The sequence below is a fragment of the Streptomyces sp. Je 1-332 genome, assembly GCF_040730185.1.
Taxonomy (GTDB): domain Bacteria; phylum Actinomycetota; class Actinomycetes; order Streptomycetales; family Streptomycetaceae; genus Streptomyces.
Genome location: NZ_CP160402.1, coordinates 4,874,154 through 4,892,016 on the forward strand (window position 1 = coordinate 4,874,154; position 17,863 = coordinate 4,892,016).

14 protein-coding genes and 1 riboswitch are annotated in these 17,863 nt (G+C 67.1%); of the genes, 10 read left to right on the forward strand and 4 right to left on the reverse strand.

From position 1 onward, the window contains the following. Nucleotides 1–30 precede the first annotated feature (30 nt). The 4 genes from ABXJ52_RS22240 to ABXJ52_RS22255 all read left to right on the forward strand — a co-directional run bounded on the left by ABXJ52_RS22240 (nt 31) and on the right by ABXJ52_RS22255 (nt 6,165). Nucleotides 31–1,290: an ATP-binding protein gene (locus ABXJ52_RS22240; protein ID WP_367044374.1), complete on the forward strand. Its 1,260-nt coding sequence runs from the start codon at nt 31–33 to the stop codon at nt 1,288–1,290. Between the two features lie 50 nt (nt 1,291–1,340). Further along, on the forward strand, nt 1,341–1,997 hold the full coding sequence (locus tag ABXJ52_RS22245; protein ID WP_367044375.1) for an RloB family protein: 657 nt from the start codon (nt 1,341–1,343) through the stop codon (nt 1,995–1,997). A gap of 99 nt (nt 1,998–2,096) precedes the next feature. Beyond that, nucleotides 2,097–4,940, forward strand: coding sequence for a class I SAM-dependent DNA methyltransferase (locus ABXJ52_RS22250; protein ID WP_367044376.1), 2,844 nt, complete (start codon nt 2,097–2,099; stop codon nt 4,938–4,940). After that, nucleotides 4,930–6,165: a restriction endonuclease subunit S gene (locus ABXJ52_RS22255; protein WP_367044377.1), complete on the forward strand. Its 1,236-nt coding sequence runs from the start codon at nt 4,930–4,932 to the stop codon at nt 6,163–6,165. Before ABXJ52_RS22250 ends, ABXJ52_RS22255 begins: the two co-directional genes overlap by 11 nt. A 2-nt stretch (nt 6,166–6,167) precedes the next feature. Here the strand turns inward: ABXJ52_RS22255 and ABXJ52_RS22260 are convergent, their stop codons facing one another. After that, nucleotides 6,168–6,620 carry an ATP-binding protein gene (locus tag ABXJ52_RS22260; RefSeq protein ID WP_367044378.1) on the reverse strand — a complete coding sequence of 151 codons (453 nt, stop codon included), beginning with the start codon at nt 6,618–6,620 and terminating at the stop codon, nt 6,168–6,170. Between the two features lie 130 nt (nt 6,621–6,750). Here ABXJ52_RS22260 and ABXJ52_RS22265 point away from each other — a divergent pair, with 130 nt between their 5' ends. From ABXJ52_RS22265 to ABXJ52_RS22285, 5 genes are all read left to right on the forward strand, one after another. Beyond that, nucleotides 6,751–7,560, forward strand: a complete 810-nt coding sequence (locus ABXJ52_RS22265; protein WP_367044379.1) for a helix-turn-helix transcriptional regulator — start codon at nt 6,751–6,753, stop codon at nt 7,558–7,560. After that, nucleotides 7,557–7,805 carry a DUF397 domain-containing protein gene (locus tag ABXJ52_RS22270; RefSeq protein ID WP_367044380.1) on the forward strand — a complete coding sequence of 83 codons (249 nt, stop codon included), beginning with the start codon at nt 7,557–7,559 and terminating at the stop codon, nt 7,803–7,805. Before ABXJ52_RS22265 ends, ABXJ52_RS22270 begins: the two co-directional genes overlap by 4 nt. 365 nt (nt 7,806–8,170) lie before the next feature. Then, nucleotides 8,171–9,163 (forward strand): hypothetical protein, encoded by a 993-nt coding sequence (locus ABXJ52_RS22275; protein ID WP_367044381.1) that lies wholly within the window; start codon nt 8,171–8,173, stop codon nt 9,161–9,163. A 135-nt stretch (nt 9,164–9,298) separates the two neighbouring features. Beyond that, the gene (locus ABXJ52_RS22280) at nt 9,299–12,967 is read left to right on the forward strand and encodes a type I restriction endonuclease (protein WP_367044382.1); all 3,669 of its coding nucleotides are present in this window, start codon (nt 9,299–9,301) and stop codon (nt 12,965–12,967) included. 76 nt (nt 12,968–13,043) lie between these two features. Further along, on the forward strand, nt 13,044–13,778 hold the full coding sequence (locus ABXJ52_RS22285) for a SprT family zinc-dependent metalloprotease (protein WP_367044383.1): 735 nt from the start codon (nt 13,044–13,046) through the stop codon (nt 13,776–13,778). Nucleotides 13,779–13,793: 15 nt separating this feature from the next. Here ABXJ52_RS22285 and ABXJ52_RS22290 read toward each other — a convergent pair whose 3' ends face one another. Together ABXJ52_RS22290 and ABXJ52_RS22295 are read right to left on the reverse strand one after the other, a co-directional pair. Further along, nucleotides 13,794–14,432 carry a hypothetical protein gene (locus ABXJ52_RS22290; RefSeq protein WP_367044384.1) on the reverse strand — a complete coding sequence of 213 codons (639 nt, stop codon included), beginning with the start codon at nt 14,430–14,432 and terminating at the stop codon, nt 13,794–13,796. Between the two features lie 65 nt (nt 14,433–14,497). Further along, the gene (locus ABXJ52_RS22295) at nt 14,498–15,550 is read right to left on the reverse strand and encodes an NlpC/P60 family protein (RefSeq protein ID WP_367044385.1); all 1,053 of its coding nucleotides are present in this window, start codon (nt 15,548–15,550) and stop codon (nt 14,498–14,500) included. A gap of 319 nt (nt 15,551–15,869) precedes the next feature. Here ABXJ52_RS22295 and ABXJ52_RS22300 point away from each other — a divergent pair, with 319 nt between their 5' ends. After that, the gene (locus ABXJ52_RS22300) at nt 15,870–16,223 is read left to right on the forward strand and encodes a hypothetical protein (protein WP_367044386.1); all 354 of its coding nucleotides are present in this window, start codon (nt 15,870–15,872) and stop codon (nt 16,221–16,223) included. A 93-nt stretch (nt 16,224–16,316) separates the two neighbouring features. Here the strand turns inward: ABXJ52_RS22300 and ABXJ52_RS22305 are convergent, their stop codons facing one another. Continuing rightward, nucleotides 16,317–17,531, reverse strand: a complete 1,215-nt coding sequence (locus ABXJ52_RS22305; RefSeq protein WP_367044387.1) for an NlpC/P60 family protein — start codon at nt 17,529–17,531, stop codon at nt 16,317–16,319. A 7-nt stretch (nt 17,532–17,538) separates the two neighbouring features. Then, a riboswitch (cyclic di-AMP (ydaO/yuaA leader) is annotated at nt 17,539–17,696 on the reverse strand. Between the last annotated feature and the right edge of the window lie 167 nt (nt 17,697–17,863).

Sequence of the window (17,863 nt, forward strand, 5' to 3'; positions counted from 1 at the left end):
TTACCCTGTGCGCGACGAGAGGAGGACGGAGTGCTGCTGAGGTTCCGCACGGCAAACGTACGGTCGCTGCGCGAGGAGCAGGAGCTGTCCTTTGTCGTCCCGTCGGGTGAGGAGTCGGACGCGGCGCGAGCTCTTCCGCTGTCTGACGGGAAGTCCCTCCAGGTCTATCCGGTACTCGGCATCTTCGGCGCGAACGCTTCGGGCAAGTCCAATGTCATCAAAGCGTTGAAGAAGATGCGGGAAGCCGTCCTCAGTTCCTATGGGCCGTGGACCTCATACACGGGAGTACCTGACCGCGAGCCCTTCGGACTCGATGCGAAGGCGACAGCCGAGAGCACCTTCTACGAGGTCGACTTCGTGCTGGATGACGGCGTGCGGTGGACGTACGGCTTCGAACTCGGTGACAAGCGAGTCGAGTCGGAGTGGCTCCATGCCTACCCCAAGGGGCGGCGGCAGGTGTGGATGGACCGCGACGCCTCCCGCCAAAACGCATACGACTTCCCGGGCGAACGGGTACAGGACCGCGCCCGGCTCGCGCGCACGACACGCCCCAATGCCCTGCTGCTCAGCCGGGCGGCCAGTGACAACCACCCTCAACTCTCGCGAATCTACGACTGGTTCAGGTCGAACCTGTGGGACATCTCCCCTGAGGTGGAGCTGAAGCAGCGCGAGGCCTACACGGCTGAAAGGCTGCTCGACGAAGAGACGCGAGACCGCGTACAAGAGCTGCTCCGTGTTGCCGACCTGGGCATTCGAGGTGCCGAGGTCGAGCGGCAACCGGGAGGTCGGGCGCCAGCGGTCAAGCTGTTGCACGAGGGCAGTGGGGATGAGCCCGTAGCCTTCGACTGGTCGCACGAGTCGTTCGGAACCCGCTCCTGGTTCGCGTTGATCGGGCCACTTCTGCTGGCGCTGGACAGCGGAGCCGTTCTGCTGATCGACGAGCTGGACGCCAGCCTGCACCCGCGGTTCGCGGCAGAGGTGGTTCGCCTCTTCCAGGCGCCCTGGTCCAACACCAAGCAGGCGCAGCTGCTGTTCACGTCTCATGACGCGTCGCTGTTGAAGACACCCCGAGGTGGCAGGTCGTTGGACCCAGGCCAGATCTGGCTCACTGAGAAGGACAAGGGCGGGGCCACGGAGCTCTATCCGCTGAGCGATGTCGATCCGGGGCCCGAAGAGGATCTCTCGGATTCCTATCTCGCGGGGGCTTTCGGAGGGGTGCCGAAGGTGAACCAAGGGCAGATCGGACGAAGAGTGCTGACCGCACTGACAGGGGAGGCCGAGCGTTCCTGATGGCGAGGGATAGGGGACGGGACAACCCGGGGCGGAGCAGGAAGCCGAAAGTGCTGCGGCGCGAGGTGTACGTCTTCACCGAGGGCGAGGTCACCGAGCCGGAGTTCGTCACGTTCGTGACGGACAAAGGCACACGAGCGGAGCCGGACCGCGAGATCGTCTGCACCGTCGAGAATCTGAGCGCGCCGTCCAAGCGCCGTAAGCCCTTGCCGCTCGTGGACGAGGCGATCGACAAGTGGATCGACGTCGAGCGAGCCGCGAAGAAGGCGAAGTTGAAGCCGGACGACTGGAACTGGCCTCAGGTGTGGTGCCTCTTCGACCGGGATCAGCATGAGGACATCCCCACCGCGTTCGCACGGGCGAGGCGGGCGAAGCTGCACGTGGCCTACTCCCACCCCTGCTTCGAGCTGTGGCGTCTGCTCCACTACAAGGACTCCACGAGTTCCTTCGGCGGGGTCTGCGACACCGCCGCGGACCGGCTCAGGCAGCAGCCCGGTTTCCCCCAGACCTACGGGCCCACCATTCAGTCGGTATCCAAGGAGCAGGCCAAGCGGGTCATGCCGAAGCAGCTCAGCGGGAAGTATGCGAAGGCACGGCAGTACGCCAGGGCGCTCCCCGCACACACCGGACCAGATCAGAGTCGGTGGGATCCCTACACCGACGTGTGGCGCTTCGTCGAGGACGGCTTGGACGTCGTGGATTACTGAAGGTGACTTCCCGTACGCGGTGAAATCCGGGTTGGCTGAAGCCGTAGGCTTCCCGGTGCAACCGGACGGAAAAGCCAGTCATCTCAGGGAGTGCCGTACGTGGCCAAGCTCACGCTCGCGCAGCTGGAACGCCATCTCTTCGCGGCGGCAGACATTCTGCGCGGCACGATGGACGCCGCTGAGTACCGCGACTTCATCTTCGTGCTGCTCTTCCTCAAGCGCGTCAATGATGAGTTCGAGGCCGCGCGCGAAGTGGTCATCAACGAACGATTGGCGGAGGGCGACAGCCAGGAAGAAGCCGAGGACGAGGCTGAGTCGTACGAGTGGTACGGCCCGCTCGGCGCGATCTTCGTCCCGGAGGACGCCCGCTGGGACAAGCTGGCGGGGGCGGTCGACAATGTGGCGACGGAGTACCTCCAGCCCGCCCTGACCGCTCTTGAGACGCAGAAGGGCAACAGCGAGCTGCGCGGCCTCTTCGCGCACGTCAACTTCAACCGCATCGGCGGTGGCGGCAGCGGCAAGGGCTCGGCAGCGGCGCTGGCCGACAAACGCCTCGCGGCACTCATCGAGCACTTCGGCAGTATCCGGCTGCGTGGCGAGGACTTCGAGTTCCCCGACATGATCGGCGCCGCGTACGAGTACCTGATCAAGGACTTCGCGGACTCCGCCGGCAGCAAGGGTGGTGAGTTCTACACCCCGCGTGCGGTCGTCCGGATGATGGTGGAGCTGGCCCGCCCGCACGGCGGCATGCGGGTGTACGACCCGTGTGTGGGATCCGGCGGAATGCTCATCCACGCGATGGAGTATGTCGACGAGCACGGCGGCGACTCCCGCAATCTCGGTCTCGCCGGGCAGGACGCCAACAGCGGCTCCTGGGTCATGGCCACCATGAACATGCTCTTCCACGGCGCCAAGAAGTTCTCGCTGCGGACCGGGGACACCCTCACCAACCCGCTGCATCCGGAGAGCGATTTCGACCTGGTCCTCAGCAATCCGCCCTTCTCCATGGACTACAAGGCGGAGGAAGTGCCGCGCCTGACCGAGCGCATGCCGCACGGCCAGACTTCCGAGCGCGGCAAGGCCGACCTGATGTTCCTCCAGCACATGCTGGACATGGTGAAGAAGAAGGCCGGTGCGGTCTTCACGGTCATGCCGCACGGTGTGCTGTTCCGCGGCGGCCAGGAGCAGAAGATCCGGGCGAAGCTGCTGATGGAGCACGACCTCATCGAGGCCGTGATCGGGCTCGCCCCGAACCTCTTCTACGGGACCGGCATCCCGGCGTGCGTGATCGTGCTGCGCCCGCCGGGCCAGCGGCGCCCGGACCGTCGTAACAAGGTCCTCTTCATCAACGCGGACCGAGAGTTCCACGCGGAGCGCGCCCAGAACGTACTCCTCCCAGAACACATCGAGAAGATCGTCTCGACCTTCCACGCCTTCGAGGACGACGAGGTGTTCGAGGACGTCGACGGCTTCGCGAAGGTGGTCGACCGCGAGGAGCTGGAGCGCAACGACTTCAACTTCAACATCCGCCGGTACGTCGACAACACCCCGCCGCCCGAACCGCAGGACGTACGGGCGCACTTGGTGGGCGGCGTGCCGCTCGCCGAGATCGAGGCGAAGAAGCCGCTGCTCGACGCGTACGGGATCGGGGTGCGGGACCTGTTCGCGGCGCGGGCGGATGACCCTGCGTACGTCGACTTCCTGGCCGAGGGTGAGCGACCGGACGCGGCGCGGATCGGGGAGCTGGCGGCTGGTCGCGAGGCCGAGCTGTGGGCTGCTTTCGAGGAGTGGTGGACGTCCGAGACGGACCAGATCGCGACGCTGGAGCCGGTGGAGGGCGACGACCGCACGGAGGAGGAGCGCAAGGCTCAACTAGCCCGGCTGCGGGGCGACTTGATCGGGTCATTCCGGGAGCGTCTGCTGGCTGTAGGGCTGCTTGACCAGTACGCGCTCGCGGGCGCGGTCGCCGGGTGGTGGCACGATGCGAAGAACGAGCTGAAGGCCCTGTCGGTCAACGGTTTCGCGGGCGTCGTGGACGGCTGGGTCGAGACGGTCGAGACGCTGCTCGCGGCCGAGCCGGACCCGCGTACGGGTGGAGCGCGGGACCGTTCGGCGGCGGAGCGGCGTCAGGCGTACGACCACAAGGTGGTGGCGGCCATCGCTCCTGGGTTCCTGGAGGACCTGGCGTCGGCGGAGCGTACGCATGCGGCGCTGGACGCGAAGGTGAAGGCTGCGCTTGAGGCGGAGGCGGCGGTTGCTGCGGCGCGGGCTCTTGCCGAGGGCGGCTCCGAGGATTCTGAGGGCTCGGGATCGGGCTCGGGCTCCGGGGAGGTTGATCCGGAGCTGGTCAAGGCGGTGCTCGACAAGGCCGAGATGCGGGAGCTGACGAAGAAGCGGGCCGAGGCGAAGAAGGCCATCGAGGTCCTTGAGGACGACTTCTGGCCGGTGCCTGCGGTGCAGCGTAAGCGGGATGAGCAGCGGGAGAAGGTGGCTAAGAAGGCTGCGGGGGGCGTGGCTTCTGGCTCGGCATCGGCGTCGGCTTCGGCGAAGGGGCGGGCTCGGGCTGCGGAGCAAGTTGCTGCGGGGCAGGGGGCGTTGATGGAGCTTCCGGAGGCGGGCTCGGGTGTGGAGGCTGTAGAGGGGGCGTCCGCTGCTGCTGGTTCTGGCTCTGGGGCTGGTGCAGTGAAGAAGGCGGGGCTCACGCGGGCTAGGGAGGAGTTGGCCGAGGCCGGCGGTGAGCGGGACGTGGTGCTCGGCATCCTGCGGGATGACCTGTCCGGGAAGCTGGGCGGGCATGTGGTGCGGCGTCAGCGGGAGTTGGCTGAGGCGTATCGGGTGTGGGAGGGGAAGTACGGGGTTTCTTTGCGGGAGATTGAGGGGCGGCGGGAGAGGGCTGCGGGGGCGTTGGAGGGGTTCTTGGAGGAGCTGGGTTATGTCGGCTAGCGGGGCTTTTCCTTACGAGACTCTGTCTGACCTGGCTGATGTATCCGGTGGAGTGACCCTGGGGCGCGCTGTTCCAGAGGGCGCGAGCGTTGAACTTCCGTATCTACGTGTTGCCAATGTGCAGGACGGATACATCGACACTGCCGACATGAAAACGGTCCGGGTTCTTCAGTCGGAGGTGTCGCGGTTTGCTGTCCGGCGAGGTGACGTTCTCCTAACGGAGGGCGGGGACTTCGACAAGCTTGGGCGTGGGGCCGTCTGGGATGGGCGGCTGGAGCCGTGCCTGCACCAGAACCACGTATTCCGAGTGCGGTGCAGAGAGTCGGTGCTGCTGCCTGAGTACCTCGCCTTGTATTTGGCCTCTGACGAGGGGCGTCGCTACTTTTTGAGCATCGCCAAGCAGACGACGAACCTGGCGACTATCAACTCATCGCAGTTGAAGGCGATGCCTATCTTGTCTCCTCCGCTGGCTGAGCAGCGGCGCATTGTCGAAGTGCTCGCGGCGTTGGCTCTCGAAGAGCGGGCTATCGAGGCGGCTATCGCCAAGCTGAACACGGTGCGGCATGGCGTGCTGATCTCGGCGATCCCAGTTGCGTCAGACGTCGTCAGTGATGGTGACGGCGCTTGGCCGACGGTGCGTGAGGTCGGCGAGGTGCGTATGGGTAAGCAGCTGTCGCCGAGCAGCAAGGCTTTCGGCACGCAGCTTCCGTACCTCCGGGTAGCCAATGTCTTCGAGGGGGAGATCTCGTATGGCGACGTCAAGGAGATGGGGTTCTCGCCGTCGGAGCGCCAGACGTACAAGTTGGAGCCGGGTGACATTCTCCTAAATGAGGGTCAAGAAAACCTGCACATGGTGGGGCGCAGTGCTATTTACGAGGGAGCCCCTGGCGCGTACTGTTTTCAAAACACTCTCATTCGCTTCCGCCCGGGTGTAGATGTGTTGTCCGACTACGCTCAGGCGGTTTTCGTTGCTTGGCGTTGGCGGGGCGTGTTTGCGCGGGTGGCCGAGAAGACGAGTATCTCCCATCTGGGGGGCACGCGCTTCGCTTCGCTAGCCTTTCCCAAGGTTTCGCTCGAATCGCAGCGGAGTATTGTGGGGAAGCTCGCGGCATGGGATGAGCGGATTGCTAGTGAGCAAGGTGCACTAGCCAAACTGCGTAGCGTGAAGAGTGGCGTGATTGATGACTTGCTGTCGGCGAGGGTGCGCTTGCGTGATGTCGCGTAGGTCTACGGCTGAGACGTAACGCGGAGTTCGAACCACACCGTCTTGCCGACGCCGCACTCCCGTAGCTCCGCATCCCACTCATCCGCCAGCATCGCCACCAGGGTCAGCCCCCGCCCCGACTGGTCCTCCGATGAAGCCCTTCGCGGCACCGGGAGCGTGTTGTTCGCGTCCGTCACTGAGACGCGGAGGCGGTCCTCCGTCAGTACGCAGCGGGCCCAGAGCTCGCGGCCGGGGGCGGCCTTGGCGTGGCGGTAGGCGTTTGTCATCAGCTCGCTCAGCAGGAGTACCGCCGTGTCCGTCACATCGGGCGGGAGCTTCCATGAACTGGCCTGCTCCGTGAGGAGAGTTCGGGCTCTGCTCACGCTTCGCGCGTGGCGGGGGAGGCGCCACTCGACGTCCTGAGGGAGCGAGGGCGTAGCGGGGTGCGACGTGGAGTGTGTACTGGGCGTCGGCATGCGCAGGTCCTTGCGTGTGAGCTTTCGTCGTTCGGCGAGTTCACAGTCGTGGCTCGCGCGTAGCCTCTGGAGTAGCGGCGCGGGTACAGAGGGTGGTTGTACCCGCCGTGGACCCGGGGAGGTGAGCGCGGTGGCCGAGGCGAACTCACAGCCGCCGATCGCTTGGCGCTACTGCGGTAGTCAGATCAAGCTCTGGCGTACGGAGGCCGGCGTCAGCCGGGAGGCGCTGGCGAAGGAGGTCGGCTACGACTACGAGTACGTCAAGTCCATGGAGAACGGCCGCCGTCGGCCGACGATCCTGTTGCTTCAGGTCGCTGATCAGTTGTGTAGGGCTGGCGGAAAGCTTGTTGCCGCTCAGGAGTACCTGAAGCCGGAGCCGTTCCCGACTTTCTCGCAGGACTTCATCCGCTACGAGTCCGAGGCCATCGTCCTGAGCTCATACGAACCTCTGCTCATCCCCGGACTGCTGCAGACTGAAGGAACGGCCCTTGCTCTCCTCAAGGCGCACTGGCCACCCTTGGATGACGAGACAGTCGAGGAGCGGGTGTCGGCTCGGATCAAGCGTCAGGATGTACTGGTCAGACAGACCAGGTCGTTCAACTTCGTGATCGGGGAGATGGCACTCCGCAATCGAGTCGGTGGCCGCGATGTCCATCAGCGACAACTATGGCACTTGCTGAAGTCTGGACAACGGCGAAATGTGACGCTTCAGGTCCTGCCGATGGCTGGCGCCCACCCTGGACTCAACGGACCGATCGTTCTTGTCGAGACCGCAGAGCATGAGCACCTTGGCTACGAAGAGGGACAAACCACAGGCGTGCTCTACTCGGATCCCGAGAGGGTCAGCATTGTTTCCCAGCGCCATGCAATGATCCTTCGGCAGGCCCTGATTCCGTCCGAGTCGGCGCGATTCATCAGCGAGTTGGCGGAGGAGCGATGAGCACCGGACTTACGTGGTTCAAGTCCAGCTACAGCGGCACCGAAGGCGGTAACTGCCTCGAAGTCGCCTTCGACTGGCGCAAGTCCACCCACAGCGACGCCAGCGACAACAACTGCGTAGAAGTCGCCGCCTGTCCCCACACCATCCACATCCGAGACTCGAAGCTCGGCTCCCGAAGCCCCCGCTTCGCCGTCCCGGCCGCCGCCTGGGACGCCTTCGTCTCGCACGCCCGAGGCCAGGGCTAGCGAAGTCCGCGCCGTCGCGATGGCGGCCGCGCCGACTGCAGCAAAGTCCCACCCACGCCGCGGATTTCGTGGGCCTGCCGCGAGAATTTCCTGCACCCCGCGCCGCCCCCGCGCATCCGCCACCACGCATCGGGCGCTGAGCTCCGAGCTTCGGACCCCAACATCCGAGCCCCGTTTGTTAGGAATGGGTAGTTGGATTCCAACCGCCCGCCCCGCCAACTCCCGTTCGTATCAGCACAGATGACTTTTCGTGATCGGCTTGCCACGCCGCGTCGCGACCCTCTAGCGTTCGCAGCAACAAACAACCCCGACAGGTGCTATCAACACCCGCCGGGGTCTCACCCCAAGATCGAAAGAGCGATCTCGTGGCTTACGAAGACTCTAACGCCGCCCTGCCCGCGCCCGCACACCCCATGGCCAACCCCGGCTACGGCAAACGCTCCGCCCCGGACTCCGACGACGAGCCCCGCCGCCTGGCCGACTTCAGCCGCCTCCCCGTCCGTGAGGGCTATCTGGCCGCCCTTCTCGACAGGCTCCCCGACGGCGCCGCCATGGACGCGAAGACCCTCGCCAAAGCGCAGCCGCTCTACGGACAGCAAGCCGTACGCACCGCCCTCAACGAGCTCTCCCGCGCAGGGCATCTGCGCCGCGTCCGGCAGCTCGCCGCCAGCGACGGCACCGGTATCCGATGGGTATTCCGCAGCTACTGGTCCCGTACCGCACGTGACAGCGAATGGTGGGCCCGCTTCCTCGGCGGTGACGTCACACCCCAGGGCGCCCACATCGACGTACTGCCGAAGACGCAATCAGCAGCCGCACGCCCGACAGGCAGGCCTCAACCGCACCCCCGCCAGACACCCGCCCCCACCTCCTCCACCGCCTACCAAACCCTCGCCCAACTAGGCCTCACCGACCCCCGCTTGTCCCTCTCCACAACCGACTGCGACGCCCTCGAAAGCCTCGCCGCCGAGTGGTTCGCCCGAGGAGCCACCAGCACCCAGCTGACCAGCGCCCTCACCTCGGGCCTCCCAGAAGCCGTCCACGCGCCCCGCGCCTTCCTGGCCCACAGGCTCCGCGACAAGCTGCCGCCGGAGCCGATCCAGGCCGCGTCCCGCACGCCCCGCCTCATCCTGGAGTGCACCGAGTGCGGTGTGCCCGGCCGCCCCGAAGCTCTGCCAGAGGGCCTGTGCCGGGCATGCCGAACAGTCGTGATCGGCGCGGGCAGTGAGCGAACGATTCACGCTCCGGAAGCCGACGTACACCGCCACGCAGCCGGGATGCGGGCCATCCTCATCGCCCGCCGCGACGTGCCCCAGCCATCTCGGCCACTCCTCTTGGCCGGAACTCGCCCGCGCTGAACTGACCTTCTCCGCCCCGCATTCACCCCATCGCGCGCAGAATAGAACAGCCGTCGAAGCGGCTGCCTTCGCAGTGCGTCGACGTACACACATGCACACGTACGCGCGAGAGACACCGGGGAAAGGCGCCAGTACATGCAACGCGGCACGGCCGAGCGTGACGAGGTGGAGCAGCCGATCATCGATCAGCTGAAGTCGATGGGCTGGCAGCACGTCCACGGGCCGGATCTCAGCCGCAGTCAGGGCGACCACGACCACGAAGGCGACGGGCGCGCTTACGGTGATCTGCTGCTCGCCAAGCGGCTGCGCTCCGCCGTCCGGCGTCTCAACCGCGTCCCCGGCACGGGGCAGGCATGGATGGACCCGTCGGACGCCGACGCCGCCATCGACGCCCTCGCGCGCGCCGCGCGGAACGTCGCCACCGCGCCGCTCAAGGACGTCAACAGTGATGTCACGAGCCTGCTCCTGAGCGGTACGCCCGCCACCGGGCACGAGGTGCATCACCAGGGCAAGACCGTGCATGTGCAGTACGTCGACTGGGAGTTGGAGGGCGTCGGCGACGAGGAGATTCTTCGTAGGAACGAGTTTCTCGTCGTCGATCAGCTGCGGGTGATCACGCCCGACGGGCGCGACGCAGTCCTCGACCTGGTCTTGTTCGTGAACGGCATCCCCGTCGCCGTCGTCGAGTGCAAGAGTCCGGACATCAAGGACCCGATCGGCTCCGCGATCCGTGATCTGCGCGCCTACGCCGGGGTCCCGCTCGACGACGACACCCGCGAGCCCGGTGAAGGGCCCGGCGGGGTGCCCGAGTTCTTCGCGCCCGTGCAGCTTCTCGTCGCCGCCAGCGGGGACGAAGCGGCGCTCGGGACCATCACGTCGACCGAGGAGCACTTCGCCGCCTGGCGCAGCGTGACTCCGGACTACGAGGACGACAAGGCGCTCGCCCGTGTACTCCAGGGTGTGAGGGGGGAGACGGGCCGGCGACTCATCGAGCCGGGGCAGGACGAAACGACCGATCAGCACAAGCTCGTCGCGATTGTCCTCAAGCCGCGCAATTTGCTGAACATCATCCGGCACTATGTCTTCGAGCTGCCGGTGAAGACGAAGGAGGGTGAGCCTCCGGTCACCGTGAAGGCGATCTGCCGGCATCAGCAGTACCGGGCCGTCGAGAAGATCGTGCTGAAGCTGCGGACCGGGCGGACCGTGGACGACCCGGCTGCCGAGGTCGACGAGCGCGGTGGTGTCATCTGGCATACACAGGGCTCCGGCAAGAGCCTGACCATGGCCTTTCTCGCCCGCAGGCTCCAGACCAGCCGTGACCCGGAGCTGAACCGCTTCACCGTCCTCGTCATCACCGACCGCAAGCAGCTGGAGCAGCAGTTGTCGGCGGCCGTGCGGGTCAGCGGGTGTGTCGTGCGGACCGCAAAGTCTCAGTCGGACGTGGAGGGCATGCTGCGGCGTGCGGGGAAGCCGGGTGGGCGTGCCGTCATCTTCGCCATGATCCAGAAGTACTTGGGGCGGATTCCCGGAGTGGTCGGGGAGACCGCGAGCAGTGACGATCGCGACCCCAGCGCCGAGTTCGCGGACGCGCAAGCCCGCATCGCGGAGGGGGTGGACGCCGAGGACGCCGCCGATCCCACGCCGGATGACGCGGCCATCGAGGCGGTCCGGCGTCGGTTCACCGAGTGCAGTACGTCGTCGCACGTCCTGGTGCTTGTGGACGAGGCGCACCGGTCGCACACCTCTGTCCTGCACGCGTGCCTGCGGGACGCGGTACCGAACGCCGCCCGGATCGGCTTCACCGGTACGCCGATCATGAAGGGCAAGCTCACCGACACGGGGCGGATCTTCGGGCTTGAGCCCGACGACAAGTTCCTCGACTCGTACCTGATGGACGAGGCCGAGCGGGACAAGGTCGTCGTGCCCGTCCGCTACGAAGGGCGTACCGGGTCGGCCGAGGTGCACGAGAAGGATGGGCTCAACCGCAAGTTCGAGGATCTGATCGCGCGGCTGAGGGAAGAGCAGAAGGATCGCGTCCGCAGCAAGCTGAAGCCCACGAGCCGTGCTGTCGCCGAGTCCGTACCGATGATCCGGGCCAAGGCCGTCGACATGCTGGAGCACTACGTCACCGGGCCTCTGACCGGCGGGTTCAAGGCGCAGGTTGCGGCTGTCAGCCGACGTGCGGTCGTGCTCTATCGGCACATGCTGAACGACGCTCGCGCCGAGCTCCTCGCCCGTGTCAGGGAATTCGACCCCGCGACACTTCGGCACAAGGATCTGAAGGACTACACGTGGGACGACCTGGTGCTGCTGCGTGCGTGGCAGTACCAGGAGGTGCTGCGGCGCATCGACTTCGTGCCGGTGATCTCCGCCGGTAGCGAGCAGAAGCAGGGGCTGTGGCGTGAATGGACTGATCCGCTGCGCCAGCAGGAGCACGTCGACCGCTTCCTGGAGCCGTTCCCGGAACTTCCGCCGGACAACCCCTGGGTGATCACGCATGAGCCGGAGCCCGACCCTGTGCCGGGCGGGTCGATCGCCTTGAACCCGTGGAGCACCGCGGTCGCGCCCGTCGTCGAGGAGAAGCGACCGATTGCCTTCCTGATCGTCAAGTCCATGCTTCTCACGGGGTTCGACGCCCCCATCGAGCAGGCCCTGTATCTGGACCGGCCCATTCAGGACGCCGAGTTGCTCCAGGCCATCGCCCGGGTGAACCGGCCCCGGCAGGGCAAGCACGAGGGTCGGGTCGTGGACTACTACGGCGTGTTGAGCGATCTCGCCGTCACGCTGCCCGCGTACAAGGGCGACGGTCCCACCCTGCGTACGGTGCGCAGCCTCGCCAGTGAGGTCCCGGACCTGAAGGCGGCCGCTGTGCAGATGGAGCTGTTCCTCGCCGGGATGGGAATCACCGGCCTCGACACGGTCGGCGGTATCTCGCGGGGCACGAAGGCGCTGGGCGACGAGTCCGCGCGATCCGACTTCGACGCGAACCTCGCGACGTTCCTGGGTGCTCTTGAGCGCGTACTGCCGCACGAGGGAGCGCTGGAACACGTTCCGAACGCCCGGCAGTGGGCGCTCCTGCAGAAGCGTGTGCGTACGCACTACCGAGACGCCGAGCGTGGCGACTTCTCCATGCGGGCGTACGGACGCAAGGTGCGGGCCATGGTCGCCGACCATCTCGTACTGCCTGAGATCACACAGATCATCGCGCCCGTGTCCATCCTGGCGCCGGACTTCGACGAGGTCGTGGACCGTATCCCCGACATGGAACTGGCGGCTGCTGAGCAGGTGCAGGCACTGCGCTATCACCTGGAGGAGCGGCGGGAGCGGGACGACCGGCCTGTCTACCGGGCTCTCGCGGAAGACCTGGAGTCGATTCTGGAGGAACTCGACGGGCGCTGGGACGAGATCAAGGTCCGGATGGGTCCCCTCCTCGACCGGGCGCGGAAGGCGGAGGAGGCCGACCCGGCCGTCGCCGATCTCACACCCGTCGAGCAGCAGCTGTACATGAAGCTTGCGGATCTGTTGACGGAGGCCCCGGCCTTCGACGTGTTGGACGTCGACCCCCTGCGGGTGTTGACGGTCGAGCTCGGCTCACTCATCGCAGGGCATGTCAGTAGCGCTTCGTGGTCGGGGAACGAATCCAGCGCGGATGAGCTGCAGGTCGCCATCTGGCATCTCCTGCGTCGGGCGGGCCTGAAGCCCAAGGAGCGCGACAGGCGGGCGCTCCGCGCCCTGTCCGCGTCGCTCACGGGGCATGCGCAGAGTCATGCCGCCGCCTTCCGCGCCAAGGGGAGGCGACAATAGAGGCGTGTCATCCGCTTCCCCACTCTCCGACCAGCTGCATCCGAGCCCATCCGCGTTGGCGGACGGGCAGACAGTCGTGATCGACGGCAGGAGGCTGGTGGTCGCGGTGAGCGGGCGGCGCAAGAGGCTCGGCCTGACCGTCGAGCGAGACGGTTCGGTCACTCTCCGTGTACCGCCTGAGTGTGAGGTCGACCGGGCGGAGAACTTCGTCAGACAGAGCGAAGGCTGGATCGGCGCCAAGCTCCGGCTGCGCGAGGAGCACCGTCCGGCTCACCCGGTGCGGGCCTTCAGAGACGGAGAGAGCTTCTTCTACCTGGGGCGCGAGTACCGGCTGCTCGTGGTGGAGAGGCAGGGGGGCGATGGGGGCGCGCCGGTGCGGCTTCTGAGGGGGCGGCTGGTCCTGGATGCCGCGGGGGCCGTGGATCGACGCCGGGCGCGACGCGATGTCATTGCCTGGTATCGGAAAGCTGGGCTCCGCTGGTCGCGGAGTCGCCTGCAGCCGTGGGGCGCTCGTATGGAGGTCCCGGAACCGGATGTGGTGGTCCGGGACGTGGGAAATCGCTGGGGAACGTACCGGCGAGGCGAGGGAGAGAAGGGGCAGGTGGCACTGCACTGGGCCGTCTTTCAGCTCCCCTCACATCTTGTCGACTACGTGATCGCTCATGAGCTGGCGCATGCCAGGGTCTCCGGCCATGGACCGGACTATTGGGCCCTGCTCAGGCGGGCGCTTCCTGATTGTGAGGAGCGGAAGCTTGAGTTGGATGACCTGGGGCGAAGGCTTTGGCTTGGGGAGACGTCGGGGCTTGGTTGACGCCCACGCCATACGTCACTGGTGCGGCGCGTCAGCGGCCGGGGACGACCTCAACTTCCGTATCGCCCAGCGGTAGTGGCCCGTCGCCTTGGTGATGCCGATGAGGCCCGTCAGCCACAGGATGAGGCCTGCGCCCATGCCGAGCGCGACGTCGCTGTAGGAGTCCCGGCCGGGCTCGGCGTAGGCCGGTGACGCGAAGGACGCCCACAGGCCGAGCGCGCTCACGAGGAGGGACGAGAGGAGCCAGCAGAGGCTGAGGCCGGGGGAGCGCAGCGCGGAGTCCGATGGCGGGTCGCTGTCGAGCGCCAGCCAACTGTCGGTGAGTTCGCGGGTCTTCCGGTCGTTGCGGATGCCGACGACGACGCCGATCACCGACGGTACGAGAGCGCCGAGGCCAAGGACCGCGCAGATCGGGCCCAGGACGAAGGCCATCACATCGTGGTCCTCGATCATTCCGAGGGGCACCGTCAGAAGCGCCCAGCCGATGACGCAGCCGAGCGCGAACAGCCACAGCAGCAGGAGGCGGTGCAGGCCCAGGCTCCGTGTGCGCAGGGCCTCCAGGGCCATGCCACGGTCGTACAGCAGCGCGTTCCGGTCCGGCCAGGTGCGCAGATGGACGGGCGGCGGAGGCGGCGGCAGCGTGCGGCGGGGCATGGCCCTGACAGTACCCGCAGGCCCGCAGCCCCCTCATGCCACCCGAGTTGCCCCCGCGACCCCCCTCATGCCACCCGCGTCGCCCCCGCGAACGGCATCTGGCTGATCGGTGCGAGGCGCACCGGCGCGCTCGGGTTCGGGGCGTGGATCATCTGGCCGTTGCCCACGTACAGACCCACATGGCTGATGCCCTGGTAGAAGAAGACCAGGTCGCCCGGCTGGAGTTGGGAGCGCGGGACGCGTTCGCCCGCGGCGATCTGTGCGTAGGTCGTGCGCGGCAGACCTACCCCCGCCGAGCGGTAGGCGGCCTGGGTGAGCCCCGAGCAGTCGAAGGCGTTGGGTCCGGTGGCTCCCCACACGTAGGGGCTGCCGAGGGCCTTGTAGGCGTACGATACGGCCGCTGAGGCACGGGAGTTGGGGGCCTTGGCCGGGGCGCCCGGAGTGCCCGCAGTGCCGTCACGGTCCGCGGTGCGCGATGCCCGGTCCCCGCCCGCGAACTCCGCCCGCTGGTCGTCGGTGAGCTGCGCCAGGAGCCGTTTGGCCTTGTCGAACTTTCCGTTGACCGTCTTCTTGTGCTTGCTCAGCTCCGCCTGGCGGGACTTGAGACGCGCGAGGGTGCCGTCGGCCTCGGTGCGCAGCTGGTCGATCTCCTGGAGCTGCTTCTGTACGTCGGCGACGGTCGCGGCCTGGCGGCTGTCGGCCCGGTCGGCGAGCGCGCTGCGTTCGAGGTACTGGTCGGGGTCGGAGGAGAGCGCGAGCTGGACGGCCGGGTCGATGCCGCCGCTGCGGTACTGCGCGGTGGCGATCGAACCGATCCCCTTCCGCGCCGAGTTGAGCTTCTCCGTCTTGCGGGCCGCCTCGTCACGCAGCTCGCCCAGGGACTTCTCGGCGTTCTCGGCCTTCTCCTTGGCGCCGTTGTACTTCTCGGTGGCGATCTCGGCCTCGCGGTAGAGCGCGTCGACCTTGGCTTTCACCTCGGCCGGGCCGAGCCGCGGGTCCGCGTGTCCCGTGCCGTCGAAGGCGGTGGCCGTGGCGGCCCCGGCGAGGGCGATGGTGGCGGCGGTGCGGGCCGTATGGCCACTGAGCGAGCGCTGTCTCGGCTTGCGGTGCGCTGCCACGAAAGAGGGCTCCTTACGGTTCCGGCGGCGGCCCGCACAGGAGAGCGGGCCGCCGCCGGATTCTCGGCGGTGGTGGCCGACTGCCGCCCCTGGTCCGGACGGCGGTGGGGAGCCGGTCACCTGACGAAGGACGCTAAACCTGACCGTCACGGGTTGGTGACGGATTGTGCGCAACTGACGGAAGTGCTCTGCCCAGTGGCCATGCGTGACCGCGCGGACCACCGGGCCGGCACCCTTCGCGTCGGCGTGTGACCGATGCGGTGCTCGGGACCCACCTGGCTACGAGGCGGTGGTAAGGCCCCGGCTAGGCTCCGCAACCATGGACGTTCTCACCCATCTCTTCGTCGGCCTGCACATCATCGGCATCGCCTCCCTCCTGGGCGGCTTCCTCACCCAGATGAAGCAGATGGGCCAAGGCACGGCCCGCTTCAGCCCCGCGATGCTGCACGGCGCGCTCACGATGCTCGTCACGGGCGTGATCCTGGTGGGCCTGAACCAGGCGGACGGCAACCCCGTCAACAACGTCAAGATCGGCATCAAGATGGCCGTCCTGATCGTGATCCTCGCGCTGGTCTACGTGAAGCGCGACGAGGAGAAGGTGGACAAGGGGATGTTCGGCGCCGTCGGGCTGCTGACCGTCGTGAACATCTTCATCGCGGTCCTGTGGACCTGACGCCACCCTCACGAGAAACGGCCCTCCACGCGCGCGTGGAGGGCCGTTTCTCGTGAGGGTGTGACGGTTACGCGGGGAGCGAGGGTGTGAGGGTTACGCGGGGCGGACCACGCTGTGGATCGGCATGTAGTAGATCGACTCGACGCGGACGTTCGCGCCCGGCTTCGGGGCGTGGATCATCTTGCCGTCGCCGATGTAGATCCCTACGTGGCTGATGTCGTCGTAGAAGAAGACCAGGTCGCCCGGCTTGGCGTCGGCGGTCTTCACGGTCGTGCCGACCTTCACCTGGTCCCACGTCGTACGCGGCAGGGAGATCCCCGCGGCCTTCCACGCGTCCTGGGTGAGCCCGGAGCAGTCGTAGGAGTCGGGGCCTGTGGCGCCCCACACGTACGGCTTGCCGATCTGGGCCTCGGCGAAGTTGATCACCTTCGCGGCCTTCGTCGCGTAACCGCTGTCCGTGTCGCCGGAGCCGGCACCGGCGCCGGAGCCCGATCCGGCGCCCGAGCCCGTGTCCGAACCGGAGCCCGAGTCGGGGGTCTCCTTGTTCTTCTCGCGCTCCTTGGCCGCGGCCTCTTCCGCCGCCTTGCGCTTGGCCTCCGCCTCGGCCTCCTGCTTGCGCGCGAGCTCGGCGGCCTTGCGCTTGGCCTCTTCTTCCTTCTTCTTCTCGATCGCCGCGAGCCGCGCCTTCTCCTCGGCCGTCAGCTCCGAGAGCAGCGTGCGCGCCTGGCCCAGCTTCTTCTGGACGGTCTTCTTGCTCGTCCTGAGCTCGTCCCGCGAGTCGCTCAGCGTTTCCAGGCTCTTGGTGGCCTTCGTGCGCTGCTTCGTCGCCGAGGCCTGCTGCGTCTGGTAGTCGTCGACCGCCTTCTTCTGGCGCGCGGTCAGCCGGTCCGACAGGTGGTTCTGGGCGAAGTAGTCCTGCGGGTCGTCGGCGAGCATCATCGTGGCGGTCTCGGAGACCCCGCCGGTGCGGTACTGGGCCGCGGCGAACGTGCCCAGCTCCTGGCGGGCCTCGTTCAGCTTGTCGGTGCGCTGGGCCACATCGTCGAGAAGGGTGTCGACCTTCTTGCGCTGCTTGTCGGTGCGCTCCTTGACCGAGTTGTACTTCTGGGTGGCCACGCCCGCCTGCTGGTAGAGGTCGTCGACCTTCTTCTGGACCTCTTCGAGACTGGGCTTCCCGGGCGCGGACGGTGCCGCCTGCGCGCTCTGCGACAGGAGGGCCACGGAGGTGAGGGCCGCCGTCGTTATGCCGAGGGCGGGGGCGGTGCGTAGGCCGGCAATGCGGGTCCGCGGCTTGCGGTGCGACGCCAAGGGAGGCGACTCCTTCCGTAGACCGCCTACCGGGTTAGCTGTCGGGTTCGGGCGGGTGGTTCCGGAAGGTTGCCCTACAGTCCCGTACTTCGTACGGGACCGATTCACCCCAAGTTCATCGTGGGTCCCCGGCTCCGAGGAGATCGAACTCGGCGGAGGCCGCCCGTTCCCGGCGGGGTTCGCCGGTGGGAGTACGAGCAGCCCGCGGAGCACGCTAGCCAACTCGTGTGGCCCGTGTGAAGGTTGATGTTCGATATGCCCGATACGTTTTCGTTACTTTACGAAGCTCTTGACGCGGGCACGTCGCGCCGAAGCGGAGAGTTACCGTCCGC